Raw genomic sequence first — 25,405 nt, forward strand, 5'->3', positions numbered from 1 at the left:
GGTTAACGTGAATCTTTTGGTTAACAGATTCTGCAGATAATCCGCTTCACCCGCAAGAGCCAAGGGGCCGTTTTGTCAGATAATTCTGACAATCGGCCCCTGGTCCTCAACCTTCGATCAGCGCGCTGATGGCTTCGCCGACTTGCTGGGTCGACTTCTGCCCGCCCATGTCGCGGGTGGTGTCGCCGGCGGCAATGACCTGCTCGATGGCCTTGAGGATGTCGTCGTGGGCGGCGCGGTAGCGCGGGTCGGCGCCGTCGTTGCCAAGGAACTCGAGCATCAGCGCGCCCGACCAGATCATCGCGATCGGGTTGGCGATGTTCTTGCCGTAGATGTCCGGGGCCGAACCGTGCACCGGCTCGAACAGCGACGGGAATTTGCGCTCGGGGTTGAGGTTGGCCGATGGCGCGATGCCGATGGTGCCGGCGCAGGCCGGGCCGAGGTCGGAGAGGATGTCGCCGAACAGGTTCGAGGCCACCACCACGTCGAAGCGATCCGGCTGCAGCACGAAGCGGGCGCAGAGGATATCAATGTGCTGCTTGTCCCAGGTGATGTCCGGATAATTGGCAGCCATGGCTGCGGTGCGCTCGTCCCAGTAGGGCATGCTCACGGCCATGCCGTTGGACTTGGTCGCCGAGGTCACGTGCTTGCGCTCGCGGGTTTGTGCCACCTCGAAGGCGTACTTGAGGATACGGTCGACACCACGGCGGGTGAACACCGACTCCTGCAGCACGAACTCGTTGTCAGTGCCTTCGAACATGCGCCCGCCCAGGGACGAGTATTCGCCTTCGGTGTTCTCGCGGATCACCACGAAATCGATATCGCCCGGCTCACGGCCAGCCAGCGGGCAGGGCACGCCAGGGAACAGGCGCACCGGGCGGATGTTCACGTACTGGTCGAAGTCGCGGCGAAACTTCAGCAGCGAGCCCCACAGCGAGATGTGGTCCGGGACTTTGTCGGGCCAGCCCACTGCACCGAAATACAGGGCGTCGAAATCCTTGAGCTGCTCGAACCAGTCGTCCGGCATCATCTTGCCGTGGGCCAGGTAGTAGTCGCAGCTGGCCCATTCGAAGAACTCGAAGCTGATGTCCAGGCCATGCTTGCGCGCGGCGGCTTCGACCACGCGGATGCCTTCGGGGAGGACTTCGTTGCCGATGCCGTCACCGGGAATTGCGGCGATTCTGAAAGTCTTGCTCATGAGGGGCGCACTCGTTGTCTAGGGAACAGGTGCGGCTCATGCTATAAGGGCAGGATTCAGAGATAATCTCGTGATTCATGGATTCTTAGTGCACGTATCGTGAATAATCTTCCCAGCCTCGACGACCTCAATATCTTCCTTCAGGTGGCCAAGCGCGCCAGCTTCGCGGCGGTGGCCGAAGAGCTCGGCATGTCGGCCGCGTTCATCAGCAAGCGCATCCGCGTGCTTGAGCAAACCCTTGAAGTGCGCCTGCTGCACCGCACCACCCGGCGGGTGACAGTGAGCGAGGAGGGCGAGCGGGTGTACCAGTGGGCGCAGCAGATTTTCGATGCGGTGCAGCGCATGGGCGACGACATCAGCGCCCAGCACCGCGAGCCGGTGGGCCAGCTGCGGATTGCCAGCAGCCTGGGCCTGGGCCGGCGTTTCGTCGCCCCGGCGCTGTCGGAGCTGGCCGAGCGCTACCCACGCCTGGATGTACGCCTGGACGTGCATGACCGCCTGGTGGACCTGATCGAAGAGGGCGTCGACCTGGACATCCGCGTCGGCAATGCCATCGCCCCCAACCTGATTGCCAAGCCGCTGGCCCGGAACCGCCGGGTGCTGTGTGCCTCGCCGGCCTACCTGGCCCGGCGCGGCACGCCTGGGGTGCTGGCCGAGCTGGCCAGCCATGATTGCCTGGTGATCAAGGAGCGCGACCACCCGTTTGGTGTCTGGCAGCTGCAAGGGCCCAATGGCGAGGAGAGCGTGCGGGTGACCGGCAGCCTGTCAAGCAACCACGGCGAAGTGGCGCACCAGTGGTGCCTGGATGGCCGCGGGATTTTGCTGCGCTCGTGGTGGGATGTGCACGACAGCCTGGCCGACGGGCGCCTGGTGCAGGTGCTGGCGGAGTATCACCAGCCGGCGGACATCTGGGCGGTGTACACCTCGCCCTTGGCCAGCTCGGCCAAGGTGCGGGTGGCGGTGGAGTTTTTCCGCCAGTACTTTGCCGAGCGTTATAGCTTGCCGGATTAGCGGTGCAAGCCCGCTCCCACAGCCTGTGTAGGAGCGGGCTTGCCCCGCGATGGCCTCACCTCAGAACGTGTAATCCAGCGTCGCAAAATACGACCGCGGCTGCCCCATCAACCACTGCTCGCCGCTATGCGCGGTGGCCGCATAACGCCGGTCCAGCAGGTTATTCAACTGCAAGCCCAGGCGCACATCCGGCAGCACCTGCCAGCCCAGGTTGGCATCGACCACGGTAAAGCCCGGCACGCTCTGGGAGTTGGCGGTGTTGGCATAGCGCTCATCGACATAACGCAGGCCCAGGCCGGCATCGACGTCGTCGCCAAAGCCCTTGCTGACCCACAGGTTGGCGGTGCGCCGTGGCACGTTGCTTGGGCGGTTGCCGGCGCGGGAAACGCTCTGGCCGTTCACTACCTGGTCGAAGTCGTCGTATTTGGCGCGTACCACCGAGGCGTTGGCCGAAACATGCCACTGGTTGGCCAGGGCCAGTTCCAGGGTCGCTTCCAGGCCATCGGAGGTCTGCTGGCCGGCCTGTTCTTTCTGGTGGGTGTCGGGGTTGTCGACCAGCAGCTTCTTCTTGACGATGTGATAGGCCGCCAGGGTCCACTCGCCTCGGCCATCCCAGAACAGCTGCTTGAGGCCGAACTCGGTCTGCTTGGCTTCGGTCAGGTCGAACTGCTGCTGGGTCGGGCTCAGGGTCACCAGGTCGCTGACGCCATCCTCGCTGGTGGAGTACTGGCCGTACAGGCTCAGTTGCTCATTCACCGCGAACACCAGGCCGGCGCGCCAGTTACCGCCATTGAGGCTGCGGTCGCTGCGGGTGTCGTTGACCAGGTTGTTGCGGTCGATGTGGTTCTGGTCGCGACGAATGCCGGTGACCAGCGACCAGCGCTCCGACAACTGGGTGCGGTTCTCGGCGAACAGGGCGAAGGTGCGGGTGGTGCTGTCGGTTTGCGCGCGGGTCGGGCTGGCGCTGTGGAAGTAGCCCGGCGCCGGCTGCCACGGGTCGATGAAATCGCCGCCGATGTCGTTGTACGGCGAGTTGCTGTCGATGCCGAAACGAATGCGGTTGTACTCGGCGCCGACCACGGTCTTGCTGGCCAGGCCAAACAGCGAGTGGTCGAAGGTGAAGCTCTGGCGATCGCCGAGCTGTTCCTGGTCGTGCTTGATCTCCAGGTAGCTGCCACGCTCAAGCTGGCCAACGCCGCTGTTCCAGCTGTAGTCCTCGGCGTTGCGCCAGTGCCGGCGGCTTTTGAGGTAGTAGAGCTGGTTGCTGGCGCTGATCGAGTCGCTGATGCTCCAGTCGGTGTTAAAGCGCGTCCACTCGTCGTGGTAGTGCTGGGCCGAATCCTTGAGGTTGTAGTTCTTCTTGCTCAGGCTGTCGCGGTAGTGGCCGTCGATCAGCGGCGTGCCGAAGTAGTTCATCGGTTCGGCGTCGCCGCGCTCGTGGGCCAGGGTGAAGCTCAGGTCGTCGCTGGCATCGAAGCGCAGGGCGGCGCTCATGGCCAGGTTCTTCGAGTCGCCACGGTCGATCCAGCCGTTGCTTTGCTGGCGGTTGAGGGTCACCCGGTAGCTCAGCCGCTCGCTCAGCGAACCGCCGCTGTCCAGGCCCAGTTGCTGGCGGTCGTAAGAGCCGTAGCCCAGGCGCAGGTGGTTGCGGATCTCGCCGGCAAAGGGTTTTTTCGGGATCACGTTGATCACCGCACCCGTGGCGCCTTCGCCGTACAGCACCGAGGCCGGGCCGCGGATCACGTCGATGCGCTCGATCATCCACGGGTCGACCGGAAAGCTCTGGGTGCCGGCGCCGGTGTACATCCGCGCGCCGTCGAACAGGGTCATCACCGAACCGTGGCCACTGAAGCCACGGGCCGACAGCGCCGTGTTGCCGTTGCCCGGGGTGGCCACCGAGGTGATGCCCGGCGAGCGGGTCACGGCATCCTGCACGGTGAGGTTGTTGCGTCCGTCGATGGCTTCGCTGCCCAGGCTGCTGGTGCTGGCCGGGGTGTCCATGGCGCTGAGGTTCAGGCGCGAGCCGGCGGGCAGCGGGGTAGCCAGGCTGACGGATTCGTTGTCGCTGCTGCTGGTGATGGCCGTCGAGGGCAGGGCCAGCGCAGAGGGGCTGGGGTCATCGGCGAAAGCTGGCGCAGAGAAGGCCAGGCAGGGGGCCAGGGCATTGGCCGCCAGGGTGTGAAGCTTGGAAGTACGGGACATGTCGTTCCACAGTCAACAGGAAGAATGAATCCCGGAGGGAACAACGCATGGAGGCATGGCGCACGCGCAGGCGGACGCCAACCGGCCTGCGCCCGCCCACCGCGGGGTTGCCAAACAGAAGCTTCAGGCCGGTCTCCGGGCTTGCGAGGGTCATGAAGGCCTTCACCTTCCCATGCCAAGGCACAGTGGTGTTTCGAAGGCTTCGCTCGCTTACCGTTGCGGGGGCAGCGCCGGACTAGTCATTTACATGACGCACCGGCTTCCCGTTTCACCCTGCGCACGGCGGCGCAGGACACCTGAAACTGGCGCGCATCTGAACACCGAAAACCTTTGCAGTCAACGGCTTGGGCAAATGAGCAGATCAGTTCGCCAGCGCATCGCCACTATCGATTCAACGCCCGCGCTTGCGCGACACCACCGCCTCGATGTTCTTGCGCCCGATCAGCATTGGCTGCTTCGGCTCCTCAAGCCACTTGTACATCACCAGGCTGTCCACCAGCCCCAGGCGCGCATGCCGGTAGGCGTTGGGCAAGCGCCCGACGATGGCAAAGCCGAGCTTCTGCCACAAGGCCACCGCCACCTCGTTGCTGGACACCACCGAGTTGAACTGCATGGCCAGGAAACCCAGTTGCCGCGCCAGGCGCTGCGAGTGTTCGCACATCAAGCGCGCCACGCCGCGGCCACGGGCGGCGTCGCAGACCATGTAGCCGCAATTGCTGACATGGTTGCCGGGGCCGGCGGCATTGGCCTTGAGAAAGTAGGAACCGAGCAGCACGCCATCTTCTTCGGCCACCAGGGTCTGCAACGGTGCGTCGAGCCACAGCTGGCGGGCTTGCTCCTGGCTCATGGCCGGGTCGAATGCGTAGGTTTCGCGGGCGCTGACAATGGCCTGGAAGGTCGGCCAGAAGAGCTCGAAGTCAGCGGCGGTCATGGGGCGGATGTGGATCATGGGGTGTCCTGGAAACGGTTCGCCCGCTAGCTTATGCGAAAACGCCAGGAAGTGGGTGAGGCGCGGCGCAGGCCGCGCACTCAGGGTCGGCCTTACTGCCCGGCCTTGCCCACGGCATCCAGTGCCCGCGCCGAGTACACCAGCGCCGCCCCGGCGTTCATGGCCACGGCCACGCCCAGGGCTTCGGCGATTTCCTCGCGGCTCGCGCCGTGCTTGACCGCCTGGGCCGAATGCACGGCGATGCAGCCGTCGCAGCGGGTGGTGACCGCCACGGCCAGCGAGATCAGCTCGCGGGTCTTGGCATCCAGGTGGTTGGTCTTGGCCCCGGCGCCGCTGGCGGTCATGTAGCCGTTGACCGTGTCGGGAGAGAGTTGCTTGAGATCGCCGATGCCGGCCATCAACTGCTTACGGTAGGCATCCCAGTCCATCATGCTCATTGTCTTCACCTTGGTGTGGTTGGCAACTAGAACAGTGAAGCTAGTTTTTTTGCCGGCGGGGCGCCGTTGGTCGATGGTCGGGAAAAGGCAGGACTTTGGGAGGGGGGCATCGCGGGGCAAGCCCGCTCCTACAAGGAGCTGGCTTGCCAGCGACAGCGGTCTGAATCAGATGTAGATGAACACCAGCACCAACGCCGCCACCACTGCCCATTTTTCCAGGTAGTAGCGGGTGCGGTTGCGTTTTTTCAGGGCCTTGCCGCGTTCGCGGATCTTGTAGATGCGGGTGAACAGGCGGTTGATGCCGCCGGTTTTGTCGCCGGCATCGTTCGGCGCCGCCGCGGCTGCCATCACGTTCTTGCTGAACCAGCGGTTGAACGCCGTGGCCCAGCGGTACTTGAGCGGGCGCTCGACGTCGCAGAAGAGGATGATGCGGTTGTGCTCGGTCTGGTTCGAGGCGTAGTGGATGTAGGTCTCGTCGAAAATCACCCCTTCACCATCGCGCCAGGCGTAGTTCTGGCCATCGACACAGATGTAGCAGCCGTCGTCATTGGGCGTATCCAGGCCCAGGTGATAGCGGTACGAGCCGGCATAGGGGTCGCGGTGGCGCACCAGCTTGGAGCCCGGCGGCAGGGTGGCGAACATCGCCGCCTTGACCGTGCCGATGCCCTGCAGCAACTCGGTGGTGCGCGGGCACAGCTTCATTGCCGAAGGGTGGCTCTCGCCGTACCACTTCAGGTAGAAGCGCTTCCAGCCGCTCTTGAAGAACGAGTTGAAGCCGACGTCGTCATAGTTCTGCGAACTCTTGATTTCGCCGACGTGCAGCAGTTGCTGGGCTTCGGCGCGAATTTCTTGCCAGTTGTCCTGCAACGGCTTGAGCTCGGGGAACGACTCGACCGGCAGGTACGGTTTGGCCGGCAGCTTGGAGAACAGGTACAGAAAGACGTTGACCGGGGCCAGGAAGCTTGAGTGATCACCCAGCTGGCGGGTGATCTTGTGCCTGACTTTGCCTCTGAAATGAACGTAGGCAATCGAGAAAACAAACAGTAAAACGAAGAAGATTTTCATGGGCGGATACTTGTCGATGTGGCGATGCGCCATGGCATAAGCCGGCCAGCATAAACAATCGTGATCACGGTTTGTAGTAATTGTTACCGGTTATGTGTCCGACCATAGTGCTAGGCGCAAGTGTTTGCGTGAACGATTCAGCGGGTGGCTAACGCAGATAAGTTCGTGAGAATTCCAGTCCTCGCCGCCATGGCGTAACTGGCGGTAGAGTCTCAACAGTCCCAAAACGCACAGGATGACGAGGCATGGACCCAGGCAATGGCGATACCGGTGAGCCGTTCAAGCGGCTGTTTTTTGCCCTCGATTGCGCACCGCAACAGCGCCGGGCGATTGCCCGCTGGCGCAGCGAGCTGGAACTGAAAAGCGCACGACCGGTGCCGTCGGCGAACTTTCACCTGACGTTGATGTTCGTCGGTGCGGCGGGCACTGCGCAGTTACCGGCGATTCTGGCCGGCGCAGCGGGCGTGAAGGTGGCGGGCGAACCCCTGACAGTGGTGCTCGACCGTTTGCAGGTGTGGCGCCCGGCCAAGGCGCTGGTGCTGGTGCCCAGCCAGACGCCGGCGGCGTTGCGCCAGCTGGCGTATGCCCTGCAGCAGGCGATGCTGGCGCTGGGTTTTACCGAGGACCCACGGGACTACCGCCCGCACCTGACACTGGCCCGCGACTACCGTGGCAGTGAGCCCGAAGCGCTGGTGCCGGCAGAATTTATCCTGCGCGCGCGGCACTTCAGCTTGTTCGAATCGCGCAAGGGGCAGTACTGGCCGCTGGCGCAGTGGCCGTTGTAGCGCTGTTGCCTGATTGATGCCCGCTCCCACAGAGATTACCTCAAACCTGTAGGAGCGGGCTTGACCCGCGATAGGGCCAGCACTGACAACCTAGAACTGCGGCGTGTACTTCACGCTGAAGGTGAAGTTGCGCGGGTCGCCGAAGTTGTTGTTGCCGTTGAGCTGGTTGTAGGCAGCGATGTAGTAGTGCTTGTCGAACAGGTTGTTGGCGTTCAGCGCCAGGCCCACTTCCGGCGTCAGCTGGTACGCCAGACGCGCGTTCCACACAGCGTAGCCGGGCACGTCGTAGGTGTGCTCGTAGCCCAGGGTATGGGTTTGCGCGGTAAAGCCCAGACCGGCGCTGGCCTTGCTCCAGTCACCCGGCAGCTGGTAGTTACCCCACATGCGCAACATGTGCTTGGGCGTCCAGGTGCTGAACACCTTGCCCTTGTTGTCCGGGTCGTCGAGGTAGGTGGTGGTGTTGTAGGTGTAGCCGGCAAACAGCTGCAGGCCGCTGAGCACTTCGCCGCTGACTTCGGCTTCGATACCCTGGCTGCGCACCTTGCCGGCGGCGGTGGAGCAGTACCAGTCATCGCAGGCAAAGCCTGAGGCAACGTCGGTGATCGCGCGGTTTTCCTGGTCGTAGCGGAACACCGCCAGCGAGGTGTTGACGCGGCCATCGAGCAGTTCGCCCTTGATGCCCATTTCATAGTTGCTGCCAATGATCGGCTTGAGCGCCGCGCCGCCGACTGCACGTTCGGTCTGCGGCACGAAGACGTCGGTGTAGCTGGCATACAGCGACCATTCGCGGCTCAGGTCGTAGATGATGCCGGCGTACGGGGTAACCTCGCCGCTTTCGGTCATGGTGCTGGTCGGGTTGACAGAGACGACACCGGTGCCGCCAAAGTAGTCGCTCGAATCATAGCGGTAGTCGAACCAGCTGACCCGCGAACCGAGTACCAGGGTCAACGGCTCTGCCAGCTTGACCCGCCAGGCGCCATACAGGCCTTTCTGGCGAATGTCGTAGGCGCCGGTCAGGCCCCGCCCGGTGCGTTGTGCCAGCAGGCTTTCGGTGCTGATTTCCGGGCGATGATGGTCGATACCGAAGATGCTGTCGCTGGTGGGATTGAAGGCGCGGGCAAAGCGGTCATCGGTGGTCAGTTTCGAGTAGTTGCCGCCCAGGGTCAGTTCCTGCTCGAAGTTGAAGGCGTCGAACTTGCCCACCAGGTTCATGTCGACACCGACCTTGGTGGAGTCGAAATCGGTGATCCAGTCGGCATAGGTGAGGCCGCTGCCGTCAAGGTTGATGCCGTCGCCGGTGCTTTGTACCCGCTGGTGGGTCGACTTGTTGGTCTCGCTCATGCGAATGGCGCCAACGTGGAATTTCCAGTCGTCGTTGAAGCGGTGCTCGAGGTCGGCGTACAGGGTGGTGACGTCGATCTCCAGGTGGTTCCAGCGCGAGCCGGTGAAGGTCGAGCGCGATACATCCAGACCGCTGCCATCGACATAGCGCGGCAGGCCGCGCAGCATCGGCCGCGACTCGGCATTGGACTGGCTGATCGCCAGGCCCAGGGTGGTGGCCTCGTTCAGGTCAAAGTCCAGCGCGCCGTACAGCGAGTGGGTCTTGCTCCATTCGTAGTCGACGAACGAATCGCTCTGGTCCTCGTCGGCAACGAAGCGCCCGCGCACGGTGCCGGCATCGTTCAACGGGCCGCCGGCGTCCAGTTGCAGGCCGTAGTGGTCCCAGCTGCCGGCCTTGCCGGTGACGGTCACGGTGGGCGCAGCCTGGCCGCGCTTGCGCACCAGGTTGACGGCGCCGCCCGGGCTGCCGGTGCCTTGCAGCAGGCCGGAGGAGCCGCGCAGCACTTCCATGCGGTCGAAGAAGATCAGGTCCTGGGTCGCCCAGTTGCCCAGCGAATAGTTGTTGCGCGGGATCGCCACGCCGTCGTATTGCCAGTCGTCGATCTGAAAACCGCGCGAGGTAATGATCAGGCCCGGGCCCACGCCTTGCAGGCCGACCAGGCCGGTGGTCTGGTTGACCGCGTCCTTGAGGTCGACGATGTTCTGGTCGTCCATCTGCTGGCGGGTCATGACCGTGACCGACTGCGGAATTTCCCGCAGGGTATGGCTGCCCTTGCCAATGGTCGTGGCCCGCGCCGCATAGGAGCCGGTGCCCTCGGTGGTGGCTGGGTCCAGACCGCTGCCGATACCGTTGATATTGGTCGCACCCAGCTCCAGGGCGTTGCCGGCGTCGATGCTCGGCAGCACGCTGAAGTTGCCCTGTTCGGTGACCAGCAACTGCAGGCCGCTGCCGGCCAGGGCCTTTTGCATGGCCTGCACGGCGCTCATCCGGCCGACGATCGCCGGTGCCTGCTTGCCTTGTACCAGCGCCGGGTCCAGGGACACGATGCGCCCGCTCTGGCTGGCGATGGCATTGACGGTGCTGGCCAGGGCGGCGGCGGGCAGGTTGAAGCTCAGGGCCTGTTCCTGGGCCTGGGCGGCGCTGGCCAGCGTGGCCAGGGCCACGGCGACAGGAAGGGCGTGGGACCAAGGGTTGAGCACGGAATTCTCCTGATTATGTTGGCGTGTCAGGAGATAGGTGCAATGAGAAATGAAAACCGGACACAAATACGAGTGATTTGCATAAATTATTTTTGCGCCGGGGTTTTCGCCCCGATCAACGTCAGCCACGGGCTGTAGTGATCGACCGTGAGCGGCAGGGTTTCAGCCAGTGCGGCGAAGGCCCGTTGCGGTTCGTCCAGCGGGAATACCCCTTGCACGCGCAGCCCGCGCACCTCGGGTTCGACCCGGACAAAGCCGCGGTAGTAGGGGCGCAGCGCCTCGACCACCGACTCGAGGGAGTCATCCAGCACGTTCAGGCGCCCACTGAGCCAGTCGGCGCGTTGGCGCTCGCCGTTGCCCAGGGCTTCGATGCGTTCGCCACCGAGCAGCGCGGCCTGGCCTTCCTGCACGTCCAGCTCGCTGCCGTTGAACAGCCGCGCGCGCACTGAGTGCTCAAGCACCACCAGGCGCGTGGCCTGGGCTTGCTGGCTGACCAGAAAGCGCGTGCCCAGCGCGCGCATTTCGCCCTGAGCGCTGCGCACCCGTAACGGCCGTAGCGGGTCGGCGGCGACCTGGATGATCAGCTCGCCACGGCGCAATATCACCAAGCGCTGCTGGCCATCGAACTGCAAGTCGACGGCGCTGCCGGCATTCAGGCTCAGGCGGCTGCCATCGGCCAGGGTAAAGTCGCGGCGCTCGCCCTTGGCGGTGCGCAAATCGGCCAGCAGCTCCTGGCCGACCTCACTGCGCGCGCCCAGCCACAGGCCGCCGCCGAGCACACCGATACCGACGAAGGCACGCAGCAGCTCGCGCCGCGAGCCGTTGGTTTGCAGCAGCAATTGGCGCGCCTCACCGGCCTGGCCCGGGGCGCGGCGTTCGAAGTTGCGCACGGTCTGGCAGGCGCCACCCAGACGTTCCTGCAAGCGCGCCCAGGCCTGGGCGTGGGCCGGGTCGCTGCCCAGCCACTGGCTGAACTCACTGTGCACCTGGGCGTCGGTGTTGCCCGAACTCAGGCGCACCATCCAGTCGATAGCGGCTTCGGCGCTGGGCTCGAGGCGGCGCTGGCTCATGGCGCCAGCTCGCTGAGGTAGCACTGGCTCAGGGCCTGCTTCATGTAGCGGCTGACCGTGCGCTCGGAGATGTCGAGCTTGCGCGCGATATCGACGTAGCTCATGCCGTCGAGCTGGCTGTAGAGGAAGGTGGCCTTGACGATCATCGGCAGGCCGTCGAGCACCTGGTCGATGCTCACCAGCGCCTCGATCAGCAGCAGTTGCTCTTCGGGGGAGGGCGCCAGGGGCTCGGGCAGCGCCGACAAGCGTTCCAGGTAGGCCAGCTCCAGCTGGCGCCGACGATGGCGGTCGAAGATCAGCCGGCGGGCGATGGTCGACAGGTAGGCGCGCGGCTGCTGGATGCTGGCCGGGTCGACCTGGGCGGCGAGCATCTGGCAGAAGGTCTCGGCGGCGGTGTCTTCGGCGTCGGCGCGGTTGCGCAGGCGCTTATGAATATGCTGCAGGAGCCACCGGTGATGGTCGCTGAAAAAGAAGCCCAGCTTGCGGGTGGAAGAGGTTGGCACCGGTTGGCGTTCCCGAAGGTGTGAGTGTGAATCGTTCTCAATCTTACCTGTGCGGAGAGGCAAGGTGCAATCACCCGCGTCCGGCCCGCTTTACAATTTACCTACAGATTGTTCCTGGCCGCAGTAATAGGGTGGCGGCCAGACAAAAACCAAGAGAAATGCGCATGGACCTGTCGATCGCAGGCCAGCAGTTCAGCCTGCTGGAAAACTTCAAGGACGATACCCGGCTGCGCGCCAGCTTCAACGCCTTGACCCACCAGACCTTCGAATTTGATTTCGAACAGTGGTACCAGGACGGCTATTGGGGCGAAGGCTACCAGCCGTGGGCGTTGGCCCATGACGGGCGCATCGTGGCCAACATCTCGGTCAACCTGATGCATTTTGATGTGCTCGGCGAACCCAGGCGTGGCATCCAGTTGGGCACGGTGATGGTCGCATCGGAGTATCGCGGCCAGGGCCTGAGCCGCGTGTTGCTGGAGCGGGTGCTGGACAGATGGCAGGGCCAGTGCGAACTGGTCTACCTGTTTGCCAACGACACGGTGCTGGATTACTACCCGAAATTCGGTTTTGCGCGGGTGCTCGAACATGAATACAGCGCGGCGCTAACCCCAGCGTACAGGCCTTGCAGCTTCCACCGGGTCGACATGGACGACCTGCTCGAGCGCCAGCGCTTCATCAGCGCGGTTGACAGTGCCGTGCCCGTTGCACGCCTGGCGATGCGCAGCAACCCTGACCAGACGATGTTCTATTGCACGTCGTTTTTCAAAGACTGCGTTCACTACTCGCCAGCGCTGCAGGCCTATGTGGTGATGGAAATCGTCGACGGGGTGATGACGCTCTATGAGGTGTTCGCAAGGCGTGCGCTCGACCTGCAGGCACTGATTGCAGAACTGAGCACACCCCAGACCACCCGGGTGGTGCTGGGGTTTGCGCCGCTGGATAGCAGCGGCTTCGAGGCGCAGCCGCTGGTGTCGGATGACAGCCTGTTCGTGCTCGGCCAGGCCGGTCAATTCATCGAAGACGCCCGGCTGATGTTCCCGTTGCTGTCACACGCCTGAGCCGTTCAGGCCACAACCGGAATCAGCGGATCGGCCGCCGCCAGAGCAACCGCCCGATCGGCCGCCGGCGGGTAGATCCACACCGAGTTGATCTGCTGCTTGAGGGCTTTGGCTTCGTCCTTGATCAGCTTCACCTCACGCTCCCAGCCCTCGGTGTACACCGCGCCCCAGGCCCCCAGGTCCAGGCAGGTGACGTACTTGGGCTGGCGGTATGGCGTCGGCTCGACGCCAAGCAGGTCGGCGGCGACGTTGTTGCCCGAGTGGCGGCCCAGGGCGATGGCGTGCTGGCAGGTCATCAAGGCGTGGTTGCCCAGGTCATCGGTGGCGGCGTAGGCGACGTCACCGGTGGCGAATACATGCTCTTGGCCAATGACCTTGAGGTTGTCATCGACATGCAGGCGGCCATGGCCATCGCGTTGCCCCGGGACTTGTGCGGTGAGGGCGCTGGCGCGCACGCCGACGGTCCAGACCACGGTGGCGGCCTCGATGCGCTGGCCGTCGGCGAGGGTCACGCCGTCGGCATCGACGCCAGCCACCGAGGCATTCAGGCGCCACTCCACCCCCAGCGCCGTGCAGGCTTCGATGATCGCCGGGCTGATGCCTTCGCCCAGGGCGGCGCCGATCTTGTTGCCGCGATCGACGATGATCACCTGCACCTGGGCATCTTCGCCGAGCACCGCACGCAGGCGGGCGGGCATTTCGGTGGCGGTCTCGATGCCGGTGAAGCCGCCGCCGGCCACTACCACGGTATTGCGCGCCTTTGATGCAGGCCGCAGGGCCAGGGCTTCGATGTGCTGCTCCAGGCGGCTGGCCGATTCGATCTGGTCGACGTCGAAGGCGTACTGCTCAAGCCCGGCCAGCGCTGGGCGGACCACACCGCTGCCGCTGGCCATGACCAGCCGATCGTAGCCCAGCACCTGCGGACGGCCCTGACCGTCGCGGTAGCCGACGCGCTTTTCGGCCACATCGATCTGGTCCACCGCGCCCTGGATGAAGTTCACCCCCACCGCGGCAAACAGCTCGGCCAGCGGCGCTTTCAACTGCTGCACAGCGGTTTCGTAGAAGCGCGGGCGGATGCGCAGTTCGGCTTGCGGTGCGAGCACGCTGACAGTGACATCGTTGCGCCCGTGCTGGTCCAGCAGGCGGCTGGCGCTGAGGGCGCTCCACATACCGCCGAAGCCGGCGCCGATGATCAGGATGTGCTGTTTCATGTTCTGCTCCGAGAAAAAAGGGCTGTTGTTTGCCGGACGCAGGGTGTTGTTGCCCGCACCGGATAACTACGACTGTATTGGTCGTAGTTAAATGGTGCAAGCATTTTCTTAATGCCTATGCGTTAAGCCTTGGATTTGCTGGTGGTCAGGATGAACTGCTAGTATTGGCGACAAATCAAGTCGGAGATGGTCATGTCCCTGTATAGCGCCGGCGTCGAGTACGGCTTGCACTGCCTGCTGTTTCTGGTCGACGACCTGGGCGAAAGCCGGGAAGCCAGTGTGCGTGACCTGGCCGAGTTGCAGGGGGTGCCCCATGAATACCTGGCCAAGGTCTTTACCAAGCTGGCGAAGGCCAGGCTGGTGGTGGCCACCGAGGGTGTGCGGGGTGGTTTCCGGCTGGCCCGGCCGGCGGATGAAATCACCGTGCTGGATATCGTCACGGCCATCGACGGGCACAAGGCGATCTTCGATTGCCGCGACGTGCGTGACCGCTGCACGCTGTTCGACGGCGCGCCGCCGGCCTGGGCCATCGATGGCACCTGCGCCATTCACGCGGTGATGCTCACCGCACAAAAACGCATGGAAGAAGCCCTGGCCCAGCAGACTATCCTCGACCTGTCGCGGCGCCTGGGGCGCAAGGCACCGGCGGAGTTTTCCACCCAGGTGGTGAAGTGGATCAACGAGCGCCGCGACAGCAAGTAAGGCACTTCAGGCGGGTTCGGCGACCTCGGCGAACAATCTGCGGCCGTGCTCGAACATGCGCTGCAGGTGGGCGCCGGGGTCGGCGCTTTCCGATTCCAGCAGCAGGGTCGAGCTCACCACGCGGGCGCCGCAATAATCGAAGATGCCGTGGTCGATCTGGGTCTTCATCGCCTGCCCGTAGCCATGCTTGCTGAAGGTTGCCGCATCGGCGCCGCCAACGCCCACCAGGTGCACGTTCAAGCGGCCCAGCATTTTTACCATCGGCGCTTCGGTGCTGAAGTCGAACGCCCAGCCATTGCTGAATACCCGGTCGATCCAGCCTTTGAGCAGCGCCGGCATCGACCACCAATACACCGGAAACACCAGCACCAGCGCATCGCTGCGGTCGATGCGCGCCTGCTCGGCCAGCACATCGGCGCCAGGTGCTGCGGTGCGGTGATGAACCGCGTGGTCGGCGGCGGCGAACACCGGGTTGAAACCTTCGGCGAACAGGTCGGCGAGCTCGGCGCTATGGCCGTTTTGTGCCAGGCCTTCGACCACCTTGGCGGCCAGGCTGTGGGTGAGTGACTGCGGGTCATGATGAGCGACAACAACAAGCGCGTGCATGGCAAGGGCTCCTGCGGATTGCGGGGAAAGGATAAGGCTTGTAAACTGAGCACAAGTTACCTTTGGTAAGTTACTTTTGGTAGGTAAGCATGTCAAGCGATCCGCAACCTCGTCGGCGTCTGTCGCGCGAAGACCGTCAGCAACAACTGCTTGAGGTGGCCTGGCGCCTGGTCCGCGAAGAGGGTACCGAGGCGCTGACCCTGGGCCGACTGGCGGAATTGGCCGGGGTTACAAAGCCGGTGGTGTATGACCATTTTGGTACCCGCTCAGGCTTGCTGGCGGCGTTGTACCAGTGTTACGACGAGCGCCAGACTGCGGTGATGGACGCCGCCTTGGCCGCCTGCGAGCCGACGCTTGAGAGCAGCGCTGCAGTGCTTGCCAATTGCTACGTCGACTGCGTGTTGACCCAGGGCCGGGAGATACCCGGAGTGATTGCTGCGCTGGCCAGCTCGCCAGAGCTTGAACAGATCAAGCGCGAGTACGAGGCAGTGTTCATGGAAAAATGCCGGGCGCTGCTGGCGCCGTTCAGTGCCAGCGGCGCGATTGCCGTGGCCGGATTGCGGGCGATGATCGGCGCGGCGGAGGCGTTGTCTCATTCTGCGGCGAACGGTGAGATTACGGCGGAGCAGGCGCAGCAGGAGTTGTTCGAGACCATCAAGGCTATGGTTGTGCGCAGTTAAAATACATCGCGGGGCAAGCCCGCTCCCACAGGCTGCTCACCCCCCTGTAGGAGCGGGCTTGACCCGCGATAGGGCCTTATTAAGCGGACGAGAAATATGGACATTCAAGAAATCAAACAACGCCTGGCCAAACCCGCCATGCGCTTTTTCGCCGGCGGCTTTCGCCCGACCAACAGCGATGAAGAAAGCTGGCTCGGCCGGGTGTTCCTCTACGGCCCAGACGAAGGCGTACCGACCAACGCCGCTGGCGAGCCCCTGTTGCCCGTGGCCCAGTTCCACCTGCCGAGCCTGCCGTTCAGCAGCCCGCTGCTCAAGGACATCCGCGTTCTCACCCTGTTCGTCGGTTACCCGTTCCCTGATGAATTCGAGCCCATGGGCAACAACTGGCTGATCCGCGAATACCGCGCCGACGACGAGCTGGTGCGCAAGGACCTGCCGGTCGCCAACTCCTTTCTCAAGGCCTTCCCGCTGCGCGCTGAAAAACTCGCCGAGGACTATCCGCTGTGGGACGGCGGCGGTGTGCCGGATGAATTGGTCACCGAGATCGTCAAGCTCGAACAGGCAGGGGACATCGAGTGCTACTACGAGGTCATCACCCACGCCTACGAGCACAAGATTGGCGGCTATCCGTCGTTCTGTCAGTCGGGCGTGGACCCGGGCGACGGCTTTGAGTTCGTCTTCCAGGTCTCATCCGATGCCAAGATCAACCTCAACGTGATCGACAGCGGCAGCCTGATGTTCTTCAAGCACCGCGACAGCGGCGAGTGGACGATCTACTACGACTTCTATTGAGCTAGTGCGACTCGCCGTTGCGCGGCTTGTAGAACAGAAACTCGCTGGTCTCGGCTGTTCGGGCAAAGGTCTTCGACCAGTCGGGGCGCACATGGCGGTCGTGAAAGTACAGGGCGCCACCGGTGCGATCCGGCAGTTGTTTGTTAAGCGCCTTGCGCGCTATTTCCTTGGCCAGGGTGTAGCGCACCTCTTCCTGAACAGCGTCCGAGCGGCCATCGCACCACCAGGAGAACTGGCAGGCGCCGGTCTCCGAGCCCTGCTTGACCACGCCGCAGACCGAATCGGGAAAGCCCGCGTGGCCAACCCGGTTCATCACCACATTGGCCACCGCCTCCATGTCGGCTGATTCGCCGCCCTTGGACTCCCAGTAGATGCTGCGCGCCAGGCAGGTGATGGCATCATCCAGCGCGGCTGCACCAGCCGGGTCGACGGCCTGGACTTCGGTCTTGGTGATGGCTTGGGATTTGGGCGCGGGTGGGGCATCGGGGTTGCTGGCAGCTTTTTGCTCCAGCACCTGGGCTTTTTCTTCGGCCACCTGGGCCTTGGAGTCGGCCGCCAATGTCAGGGCGCTGGAAAACGTCAGTACCAGGCAAGTTGCAATTGTTAGCAGGCGCATGCTCGAACCTTTGATTGGCCTGGGAGTGGAACTTCCCGTTACAGGATCGACCGCAAGGAACTCAAAACATTCCCGCTGTCAGACGACGGGCAACTTCGGGCATCATCTACGCAGTCCGTTCAAGGGAGATTTCCATGCGCGTCACTTCACCTGTTGCACCGCTGGCGTTGTTGTCGCTGGGCCTGGCGTTTAGCGTGACCGCCCAGGCCAGCGACGAGTCGCAGCTGATCGAGTCGATCAACGCCTACCGCAGCCAGGCCCAGCGTTGCGCAGGCCAGGGGTCGATGGAGCTGCCGCCGCTGGCCAGCGACCCGCGCCTGATGCTGCCGGCCAACAGCATGGGCGACCTGCGCGAGGCTTTGGTGCAAAACAGCTACCCGATGGTCAACGTCCAGGCCATCAGCCTGTCCGGGCCGCGCGATGCGCAGGCGGCGATGCAGGCGGTGCGCGAAAGCTTCTGCCAGGTGGTACTCGACCCGCAGTTCGTTGATGTCGGCGTCAGCCGCGAGGGCCGCGACTGGCGCATCGTGCTGGCGCGGCCGCTGCTGGCCGGGCGCCTGGGCGACTGGCAGGCCGAAGGGCAGAAGGTCCTGGAGATGATCAACACAGCGCGTAGCCAGGCCCGCCAGTGCGGCGGCCAAGCGTTCAATGCGACCACGGCGCTGGCCTGGAACACTACCCTGGCCGGCGCCGCCGAAAGCCACACGCGGGCCATGGCCAACAACAACTTCTTCGATCACAAGGACCGCGACGGTCGCACTCCGGGGGATCGCGCCGAGCTTGCCGGGTATGCCGGCCAGCAGGTCGGCGAGAACATCGCCGCCGGCCAGGACACCCCGCGCAAGGTGGTCGATGGCTGGCTGGCCAGCCCCGGCCACTGCGCCAACCTGATGAACCCGCAGTTCAGCGAGCTGGGCGCAGCTTACGCGGTCGACCCCAAAAGCGACGCCGGGATCTACTGGACAGCGATGTTCGGCGCGCCGTAAACCGCCCTAGTGCTCAAGCCCGGCGCGTTTGAGCAATTGCTTGCAGCGTTCGGACAGGTGCACCACGCGCAGGTGCTTGCCGTTGTTGCTATAGCGCTCGCGCAGGGTCTTGAGCGCGGCGATCGCCGAGTAGTCGACAACGTTCAGGTGACGGCAGTCGAGGGTCACCTGGGCCGGGTCATTGGCCGGGTCGAACTGGTTGAGGAACGGCGTGGTCGAGGCGAAGAACAGGGTGCCGTGGACCTTGTACAGCTTGCTGCCGTCGCTTTCGCCGTGGCTGTCGGCATACAGCTCACGGGCCTGTTGCCAGGCAAAATTGAGCGCGGCGATGACGATGCCGCACAGCACCGCAGTGGCAAGGTCGGTAAACACCGTGACCAGGGTCACGGCGATGATCGCCAGCACATCGTTGACCGGCACCTTGTGCAGCACCCGCAACGACGCCCACGAGAAGGTCTGCTGGGCCACCACGAACATCACCCCGACCAGCGCTGCCAGCGGAATGCGCTCGATCAGCGGAGACAGGAACAGCACGAACATCAGGATCATCACCCCGGCAACCACTCCCGACAGCCGCCCTCGGCCGCCGGAGCTCAGGTTGATGGCGGTCTGGCCGATCATCGCGCAACCGCCCATGCCGCCGAACAGCCCGCTGGTCATGTTGGCCACGCCCAGGGCTACGCATTCGCGGTCGGGGTGGCCGCGGGTCTCGGTGATTTCATCGGTGAGGTTCAGGGTCAGCAGGGTTTCCAGCAGGCCGACCAGGGCCATGAGCAGTGCGTAGGGGGCGATGACCTGCAGGGTTTCGAGGTTCCACGGCACCTGCGGCCAGCTCCAGGCCGGCAGGCCGCCGGCGATGTGGGCAAGATCGCCGAGGGTGCGGGTCGGCAGGTCGAGCAGGTAGACGCCGGCACCGACGCCGAGAATGGCGATCAACGCCGGCGGCACGCTGCGGGTCAGGCGCGGCAACAGGTAGACAATCGCCATGGTCAGGGCCACTAGCCCCAGCATCAGGTACAGCGGTGCACCGCTGAGCCAGGCGCCATCGGCCTTGAAGTGCTCAAGCTGGGCCAGGGCAATGATGATCGCCAGGCCGTTGACGAAGCCGAGCATCACCGAATACGGCACCATGCGCACCAGTTTGCCCAGGCGCAGCAGGCCGAAGGCGATCATGATCAGCCCGCCGAGCAGCACCGTCGCCAGCAGGTACTGCACGCCGTGGGTGACCACCAGGGCGACGATGACCACGGCCATGGACCCGGCCGCGCCGGAAATCATCCCCGGGCGCCCGCCGAGCAGGGCGGTCAGGGTGCAGATGATGAAGGCGCCATACAGGCCCATCAACGGGTTGAGGTGCGCCACCAGGGCGAAGGCGATGCACTCGGGCACCAGGGCGAAGGCTGTGGTGAGTCCTGCCAGGACATCGGCGCGTAGCGGGGTTGTTCTCATGACTTACCTGAAGAGCGGCCCGGCAGCGGGGTGCTGCCGGGGCAAAAAGCGCAGGATGCTACGTAATTTGCCGATCGCAAGCCAGCGCCCTGGCGAGGAATCCCGCCGTGTGGCTGTCCTTGCACGCCGCCACCTGCGCTGGCGGCCCGCTGACCACCACCTTGCCGCCGGCGCTACCGGCCCCGGGGCCGATATCGATCACCCAGTCGCTCTGGGCCACCACGCGCATGTCGTGCTCGACCACGATCACCGTGTGCCCGGCCTCGACCAGGCGCTGCAGTTGCACCAGCAAACGGTCGATGTCCTGCGGGTGCAGGCCGGTGGTGGGTTCGTCCAGCACGTAGAGGGTGGCGCCGCGGGCCAGGCGTTGCAGCTCGGTGGCTAGCTTGATGCGCTGGGCTTCGCCGCCCGACAGCTCGGTGGCCGGCTGGCCCAGGCGCAAATAACCCAGGCCGATGTCCTGCAGCACCCGCAGGGCGCGGCTGATCGCTGGCTGTTCGGCAAAGCGCTGGCTGGCCTGGTCGACGGTCAGTTGCAGTACCTGGGCGATGTTCAAGTCTTGCCAGGTGATGGCCAGGGTCTGGGGGTTGTAGCGGTCGCCATGGCAGGTCGGGCAGGGCGCATAGACACTGGGCATGAACAATAGCTCGACGCTGACAAAGCCTTCGCCTTCGTAGGTCTCGCAGCGGCCCTTGGCGACGTTGAACGAGAACTGCCCGGCATCGAAACCTTGGGCTTGTGCATCGGGCGTTGCCGCAAACAGCTTGCGCACGTGATCGAACAGGCCGGTGTAGGTCGCCAGGTTCGAGCGCGGCGTGCGGCCGATGGGCTTCTGGTCCACCGGCACCAGGCGGCGGATATGCTCAAGGCCGGCGCTGATCCAGCCGTCGCTGGTTTGTTCGGGTTGGTCTTCCAGGCTCTGTTCTGCGACATCCTCCTGACTGCGGGCCTGGCCCAGGTGCTCGCCGAGCAGGTCGAGCAGCGCCTGGCTGACCAGGCTCGATTTGCCCGAGCCGGAAATCCCGGTGACCGCGCTGAAGCAGCCGAGCGGGAAGGCCACCGCCAGTTGCTCGAGGTTGTTGCGGGTGACGCCTTCAAGTTGCAGCCATGCCTGGGGCGTGCGCGGCGGGCGAACCTGGGGGGGATTTTCGTTGAACAGGTAAGTGCGGGTGCGCGAGGCCTCGACCTTGGCCAGGCCTGCCGGCGGGCCGCTGTACAGCACCTGGCCGCCGTGCTCGCCGGCGTCCGGGCCGACGTCCACCAGCCAGTCGGCGCGGCGCATGGTGTCCAGGTCATGCTCGACCACATACACCGAGTTGCCCGCCTGCTTGAGCCGCTGCAAGGCCGTGAACAGCGCTTCGCTATCAGCCGGATGCAGCCCGGCCGAGGGCTCGTCGAGCACGTAGATCACCCCGAACAGCTGCGAGTTGAGCTGGGTGGCCAGGCGCAGGCGTTGCAGCTCGCCCGACGACAAGGTCGGTGTGCTGCGTTCCAGGTCCAGGTAACCCAGGCCCAGGTCGATCAGGGTGCTGATGCGCTCCAGCAACTCGGCGGCGATGCGCTGCGCAGCCAGGCGTTTTTCCACCGACAGGTTGGGCGTGTGGCGCACATCCGCACCGCCTTCATGGGGGTTGTCGCCGCGGGCGGCGCGTTGCTCGCGGGCCTGTCGGGTTTGCGCGTGGCTGAGCACAGCGCCGGCTTCTTCAGGCTGCTTGAGGTAATCGGTATTGGCGACGGTCTTGAGCAGTTCGGCCAGGTCAAGCAGTGGCAGGCGCGACAGCTCAGTAATGTCCTTGCCGGCAAAGGTCACCGTCAGCGCCTCGGCTTTCAGACGCTTGCCGGCGCAGGCCGGGCAGGGGCTGGCGCGCATGAAGGCGGACACGCGCTTGCGCATCAGCGCACTTTGCGAATGGGTGAAGGTGTGCAGCACGTAGCGCCGCGCACCGCTGAAGGTGCCCTGGTAGCTGGGTTCGAGTTTGCGCTTGAGCGCCTGGCGGGTTTGCGCCGGGGTCAGGCCGGCGTACACCGGCACCGTCGGGGTTTCTTCGGTGAAGAGAATCCAGTCGCGCTGCGCCTGGGGCAGGTCGCGCCAGGGGATGTCGACGTCATAGCCGAGGGTCACGAGGATATCGCGCAGGTTCTGCCCCTGCCAGGCCATGGGCCAGGACGCCACCGCCCGTTCGCGGATGGTCAACGACGGGTCGGGCACCATCGACGCCTCGCTGACATCGAACACCCGGCCCAGGCCATGGCATTCGGCGCAGGCGCCTTGCGGGGTATTGGCCGAGAAGTCTTCGGCGAACAGCATCGGCTGCTCGGCCGGGTAGCTGCCGGCGCGCGAGTAGAGCATGCGGATCAGGCTCGACAGGGTGGTGACGCTGCCGACCGACGAGCGCGCGCTGGGCGTGCCGCGTTGCTGCTGCAGGGCCACCGCCGGCGGCAGGCCTTCGATGGAATCCACTGCCGGCACCCCGACCTGATCGATCAAGCGCCGCGCATAGGGCGCCACCGATTCGTAATAGCGACGCTGGGCTTCGGCATACAAGGTGGAGAACGCCAGCGACGACTTGCCCGAGCCCGACACCCCGGTGAACACCACCAGCGCATCGCGGGGAATGTCGACGTCGACATTCTTCAGGTTGTGCTCACGGGCGCCGCGCACCCGCACACAACCGGCGGGGTTGGCACTGACTACTGGTTTTGCACACATGACGATATTCTTCCCTGCTGAGCGATCCGCGTAAGTGGCAGACCGCCGAGCATGGCGCCAGTGCCGTCGATTTTCAAACAAATGAGGGGCCGCTTCGCGCTCCATCGCCGGCAAGGCCGGCTGCCACAATAGTCCTGTGTGCACCAGACCTGTGGGAACTGGCCTAGCAGCCCCGTTACTCAGCCCATCGCCGCCAGCATCAGCTCCAGGTTCTGCACCGCCGCCCCCGACGCACCTTTGCCGAGGTTGTCGAACACCGCCGTCAGCAATACCTGGCCGTGCTCTTCATTGGCAAACACCGCCAAGTGCAGGTCGTTGCTGTCGTTGACTGCTTGCGGGTCCAGTTGTACTGCCGAGGCGCCCGACTGCAGCGGCGCCACTTGCACGTAACGGGCGCCGTGATAATGCTCGGCCAGGCACGCCTGCAACCGCGCGGCGCTCACGCCCGCCGGCAGCAACCGGGTCTGCAGGGCGATGGTCAGGACGATGCCCTGGCGGTAGCTGCCATAGCTGGGCACAAACACCGGCCGCTGCGACAAACCGGCATGCTGCTGGATCTCCGGCACATGCTTGTGGTCCAGGTGCAGGCCATACACCAGCACGCCCTGGGCTGTGTGTGCATCGGGCCCTTCATGACGTTCGACCGCCGCCCGGCCGCCACCGGAATAGCCCGATACCGCGTTCACCGTCAGCGGATAGTCCGCTGGCACCAGGCCTGCGCCAATCAATGGCCGCAACAAGGCAATGGCGCCGGTCGGGTAGCAGCCTGGGTTGCTGACCCGCTTGGCCTGGGCAATGCGCTCGGCCTGCTCTTCATCCAGCTCCGGCAAGCCATACACCCAACCCGGGGTGGTGCGGTGCGCGGAGCTGGCGTCGATCACCCGCACCTGCGGGTTGACGATGGCCGCCACCGCTTCACGGGCGGCGTCGTCGGGCAGGCACAGGATCGCCACGTCGGCGCTGTTGATGGCTTCGGCGCGCAGGTGCAGGTTCTTGCGCTCGCCCGCCGGCAGGGTCAGCAGGCGCAGGTCGTTGCGAGCGTTGAGGCGGGCGTGGATCTGCAGGCCGGTGGTGCCTTGGTCGCCGTCGATAAAAACCAGGGGCTGGTGCATGGGGGCTCTCGTACATAGGTGACAAATGTGCAGCCATCTTCACCTGCGGCTGGACGAAAGAAAATTTGAATATCATGATGCTCAACTTCATTTTTTCTGAACGATAAGCCCATGCGCGAGATCAGCCTCGACCGGCTGCGTACCCTGGTGGTGATCGCCGACCTCGGCTCCTTTGCCCTGGCGGCGCGGGCGCTCAACCTGGCGCCGCCGACAGTCAGCCTGCACGTTGCCGACCTTGAGGCGCGCATTGGTGCGCCGCTGCTGTCGCGCAAGCGCGGGCAGATCCGCCCCACGGCCATCGGTGAAACCCTGCTAGAACGCGCCCGGCGCCTGCTGGCCGATGCCGAACAGGCGCTCGATGATGTGCAGCGCCAGGTCCAGGGCCTGGCCGGGCGGGTGCGCCTGGGCGCTTCCACCGGTGCCATCGCCCATTTGCTGCCGCAGGCGCTGGATATCCTCGGCGTGCAGCACCCTGGCATTGATGTGCAGGTGCAGGTGCTGACCTCCAGCGAGTCGCTGGCGCGCCTGCACGACGGCAGCCTCGACATCGGCCTGGTGGCGCTGCCGCAAGCAGCGATCAAGGGCCTGCAGATTCGCCCGTGGCGGCGCGATCCGATCATGGCGTTCATTCCCGCCAGCTGGTCACCGCCGGCGCGGATCAGCCCAGCGTGGCTGGCCAGCCGGGCGCTGATTCTCAACGACAGCAGCACCCAGCTGTCGCGGGTGACCAGCGAATGGTTTGCCAGCGCCGGCCTGCAGCCGCCAGCGCGAATCCAGCTCAACTACAACGACGCGGTAAAAAGCCTGGTGGCGGCGGGCTATGGCGCGACCTTGCTGCCCCATGAATCGGCAGCGCCGGAGCATGACCCGCGGATCTGCATGCGCCCGTTGCGCCCGGGCCTGTGGCGGCACCTGGGCATCGCCTGCCGCCAGGGCGAGGTGGAGCAGGGCACCGCCTTGGTGCTGCAGGTGCTGATGAGCCAGGCGGTGAAAAACTAGACCAGCCGCAGCCCGCGCCCGCCCTCCAGCCACGGCCCTTGACCCAGGCGCTCGAGGGCCAGGGCCCGGGCTTTGCGGCTGAGCTGGTCGAGGTGGCGGTCGCGCTGTTTCTCGGCATCGACCATCGCCCGCTTGCCGTGTTGCTTGAGCAGGTAGCTGTGGATCTGCTGCACCTCCAGGGTGCGGTAGATCGGTGCTACGTCGAGCACCGCCGCCATGCCGGCGCTGGGCTCGGTGTGGGTGTTCATCAACACCTGTGGGCCGCGCGCGCCGGTGACCTGAAAGCCCAGGGCCTCGAACACCGGCACCTTGCTGGCGACGCAGCCGAGCTCGGCCTGCGGGTAGCGCGCGGTCATCTGTGCCAGCATGGCCCGGGCAATCCCCTGGCGGCGGTGGCTGGCGTGTACGGCCAGGTAGGCCACAGAACAGGCCTGCGGGTCATCCTTGAGCGGCAGGTACAGCAAAAAGCCCACCATCTGCTCCGGGTCGTCGAGGTCCAGGGCCACGATCAGTTCGACCGGGATGCCGCGCGAGCCGTCCATTGCCTGCAGGTACAGGTGCACTTCGAAGCCGATGCCGTACTGGTACAGGCTGTACAGCGGGTTGCTCGGCGCCAGGGCGACGCTGCTGATGTCGGTCAGGTAGTCGACCACCATCTGCAGGATCTGGCTTTTGATCGGCTCGGCGGGCGGCGCGACGAAGTGGTGGAGGGCGGGCATCGGC

23 protein-coding genes and 1 riboswitch are annotated in these 25,405 nt (G+C 64.8%); of the genes, 8 read left to right on the forward strand and 15 right to left on the reverse strand.

Annotated features, from left to right (window positions below; genetic code table 11):
- Positions 1–106: 106 nt before the first annotated feature.
- On the reverse strand, positions 107–1,198 hold the full coding sequence (locus ACZ9A3_RS07460; protein WP_045201254.1) for a tartrate dehydrogenase: 1,092 nt from the start codon (positions 1,196–1,198) through the stop codon (positions 107–109).
- A gap of 99 nt (positions 1,199–1,297) precedes the next feature.
- Between ACZ9A3_RS07460 and ACZ9A3_RS07465 the strand changes: the two genes are divergently transcribed.
- The gene (locus ACZ9A3_RS07465) at positions 1,298–2,209 is read left to right on the forward strand and encodes a LysR substrate-binding domain-containing protein (protein WP_045201255.1); all 912 of its coding nucleotides are present in this window, start codon (positions 1,298–1,300) and stop codon (positions 2,207–2,209) included.
- A gap of 60 nt (positions 2,210–2,269) precedes the next feature.
- On the opposite strand, the gene ACZ9A3_RS07470 is transcribed toward ACZ9A3_RS07465, so the two are convergent.
- The 4 genes from ACZ9A3_RS07470 to lpxO all read right to left on the reverse strand — a co-directional run bounded on the left by ACZ9A3_RS07470 (position 2,270) and on the right by lpxO (position 6,862).
- Complete coding sequence (locus ACZ9A3_RS07470) at positions 2,270–4,411, reverse strand: TonB-dependent receptor (RefSeq protein ID WP_476252320.1); 2,142 nt, start codon at positions 4,409–4,411, stop codon at positions 2,270–2,272.
- Between the two features lie 109 nt (positions 4,412–4,520).
- Positions 4,521–4,726: riboswitch (cobalamin riboswitch) on the reverse strand.
- A 76-nt stretch (positions 4,727–4,802) separates the two neighbouring features.
- Positions 4,803–5,360 carry a GNAT family N-acetyltransferase gene (locus ACZ9A3_RS07475; protein ID WP_045201257.1) on the reverse strand — a complete coding sequence of 186 codons (558 nt, stop codon included), beginning with the start codon at positions 5,358–5,360 and terminating at the stop codon, positions 4,803–4,805.
- Positions 5,361–5,452: 92 nt separating this feature from the next.
- Positions 5,453–5,797, reverse strand: a complete 345-nt coding sequence (locus ACZ9A3_RS07480; RefSeq protein ID WP_045201258.1) for a carboxymuconolactone decarboxylase family protein — start codon at positions 5,795–5,797, stop codon at positions 5,453–5,455.
- 165 nt (positions 5,798–5,962) lie between these two features.
- A complete protein-coding gene (gene lpxO, locus ACZ9A3_RS07485; RefSeq protein WP_476253322.1) occupies positions 5,963–6,862 on the reverse strand; it encodes a lipid A hydroxylase LpxO in 900 nt (299 codons plus the stop codon).
- A gap of 245 nt (positions 6,863–7,107) precedes the next feature.
- Between lpxO and thpR the strand changes: the two genes are divergently transcribed.
- Positions 7,108–7,647 (forward strand): RNA 2',3'-cyclic phosphodiesterase, encoded by a 540-nt coding sequence (thpR, locus tag ACZ9A3_RS07490; RefSeq protein WP_045201259.1) that lies wholly within the window; start codon positions 7,108–7,110, stop codon positions 7,645–7,647.
- A 90-nt stretch (positions 7,648–7,737) separates the two neighbouring features.
- Here the strand turns inward: thpR and ACZ9A3_RS07495 are convergent, their stop codons facing one another.
- The 3 genes from ACZ9A3_RS07495 to ACZ9A3_RS07505 form a co-directional block, all read right to left on the reverse strand.
- Positions 7,738–10,188 (reverse strand): TonB-dependent siderophore receptor, encoded by a 2,451-nt coding sequence (locus tag ACZ9A3_RS07495; RefSeq protein WP_093384417.1) that lies wholly within the window; start codon positions 10,186–10,188, stop codon positions 7,738–7,740.
- A gap of 86 nt (positions 10,189–10,274) precedes the next feature.
- A complete protein-coding gene (locus tag ACZ9A3_RS07500; RefSeq protein ID WP_045201261.1) occupies positions 10,275–11,258 on the reverse strand; it encodes a FecR domain-containing protein in 984 nt (327 codons plus the stop codon).
- Complete coding sequence (locus ACZ9A3_RS07505) at positions 11,255–11,761, reverse strand: sigma-70 family RNA polymerase sigma factor (RefSeq protein ID WP_045201262.1); 507 nt, start codon at positions 11,759–11,761, stop codon at positions 11,255–11,257. Before ACZ9A3_RS07505 ends, ACZ9A3_RS07500 begins: the two co-directional genes overlap by 4 nt.
- A gap of 164 nt (positions 11,762–11,925) precedes the next feature.
- Between ACZ9A3_RS07505 and ACZ9A3_RS07510 the strand changes: the two genes are divergently transcribed.
- Complete coding sequence (locus ACZ9A3_RS07510; RefSeq protein ID WP_176794273.1) at positions 11,926–12,819, forward strand: GNAT family N-acetyltransferase; 894 nt, start codon at positions 11,926–11,928, stop codon at positions 12,817–12,819.
- Between the two features lie 5 nt (positions 12,820–12,824).
- Here ACZ9A3_RS07510 and ACZ9A3_RS07515 read toward each other — a convergent pair whose 3' ends face one another.
- On the reverse strand, positions 12,825–14,030 hold the full coding sequence (locus tag ACZ9A3_RS07515; protein WP_195883703.1) for an NAD(P)/FAD-dependent oxidoreductase: 1,206 nt from the start codon (positions 14,028–14,030) through the stop codon (positions 12,825–12,827).
- A 192-nt stretch (positions 14,031–14,222) separates the two neighbouring features.
- Between ACZ9A3_RS07515 and ACZ9A3_RS07520 the strand changes: the two genes are divergently transcribed.
- Entirely contained in the window at positions 14,223–14,732 is a 510-nt protein-coding gene (locus tag ACZ9A3_RS07520) for an RrF2 family transcriptional regulator (protein WP_045201334.1), read from the forward strand.
- 6 nt (positions 14,733–14,738) lie between these two features.
- Here the strand turns inward: ACZ9A3_RS07520 and ACZ9A3_RS07525 are convergent, their stop codons facing one another.
- Positions 14,739–15,338: an NAD(P)H-dependent oxidoreductase gene (locus ACZ9A3_RS07525; protein ID WP_045201265.1), complete on the reverse strand. Its 600-nt coding sequence runs from the start codon at positions 15,336–15,338 to the stop codon at positions 14,739–14,741.
- A gap of 89 nt (positions 15,339–15,427) precedes the next feature.
- Between ACZ9A3_RS07525 and ACZ9A3_RS07530 the strand changes: the two genes are divergently transcribed.
- Positions 15,428–16,018, forward strand: a complete 591-nt coding sequence (locus ACZ9A3_RS07530; protein ID WP_258716834.1) for a TetR/AcrR family transcriptional regulator — start codon at positions 15,428–15,430, stop codon at positions 16,016–16,018.
- Between the two features lie 96 nt (positions 16,019–16,114).
- Positions 16,115–16,810: a DUF1963 domain-containing protein gene (locus ACZ9A3_RS07535; RefSeq protein WP_045201267.1), complete on the forward strand. Its 696-nt coding sequence runs from the start codon at positions 16,115–16,117 to the stop codon at positions 16,808–16,810.
- A gap of 1 nt (position 16,811) precedes the next feature.
- On the opposite strand, the gene ACZ9A3_RS07540 is transcribed toward ACZ9A3_RS07535, so the two are convergent.
- The gene (locus ACZ9A3_RS07540; RefSeq protein WP_093384391.1) at positions 16,812–17,426 is read right to left on the reverse strand and encodes a cell wall hydrolase; all 615 of its coding nucleotides are present in this window, start codon (positions 17,424–17,426) and stop codon (positions 16,812–16,814) included.
- Between the two features lie 134 nt (positions 17,427–17,560).
- Between ACZ9A3_RS07540 and ACZ9A3_RS07545 the strand changes: the two genes are divergently transcribed.
- A complete protein-coding gene (locus tag ACZ9A3_RS07545; protein WP_258597399.1) occupies positions 17,561–18,412 on the forward strand; it encodes a CAP domain-containing protein in 852 nt (283 codons plus the stop codon).
- Positions 18,413–18,418: 6 nt separating this feature from the next.
- On the opposite strand, the gene ACZ9A3_RS07550 is transcribed toward ACZ9A3_RS07545, so the two are convergent.
- The 3 genes from ACZ9A3_RS07550 to argC form a co-directional block, all read right to left on the reverse strand.
- On the reverse strand, positions 18,419–19,861 hold the full coding sequence (locus tag ACZ9A3_RS07550) for a SulP family inorganic anion transporter (protein WP_476252321.1): 1,443 nt from the start codon (positions 19,859–19,861) through the stop codon (positions 18,419–18,421).
- Positions 19,862–19,919: 58 nt separating this feature from the next.
- Complete coding sequence (locus ACZ9A3_RS07555; RefSeq protein ID WP_476252322.1) at positions 19,920–22,571, reverse strand: excinuclease ABC subunit UvrA; 2,652 nt, start codon at positions 22,569–22,571, stop codon at positions 19,920–19,922.
- 179 nt (positions 22,572–22,750) lie between these two features.
- On the reverse strand, positions 22,751–23,683 hold the full coding sequence (argC, locus tag ACZ9A3_RS07560) for an N-acetyl-gamma-glutamyl-phosphate reductase (protein WP_258597403.1): 933 nt from the start codon (positions 23,681–23,683) through the stop codon (positions 22,751–22,753).
- 111 nt (positions 23,684–23,794) lie between these two features.
- On the opposite strand from argC, the gene ACZ9A3_RS07565 reads away from it, so the two are divergent.
- A complete protein-coding gene (locus ACZ9A3_RS07565) occupies positions 23,795–24,682 on the forward strand; it encodes a LysR family transcriptional regulator (RefSeq protein ID WP_093384371.1) in 888 nt (295 codons plus the stop codon).
- On the opposite strand, the gene ACZ9A3_RS07570 is transcribed toward ACZ9A3_RS07565, so the two are convergent.
- Positions 24,679–25,401, reverse strand: coding sequence for a GNAT family N-acetyltransferase (locus ACZ9A3_RS07570; RefSeq protein WP_476252323.1), 723 nt, complete (start codon positions 25,399–25,401; stop codon positions 24,679–24,681). The genes ACZ9A3_RS07565 and ACZ9A3_RS07570 overlap by 4 nt on opposite strands.
- Positions 25,402–25,405 lie beyond the last annotated feature (4 nt).

This window comes from Pseudomonas sp. TE4620 (genome assembly GCF_056279045.1).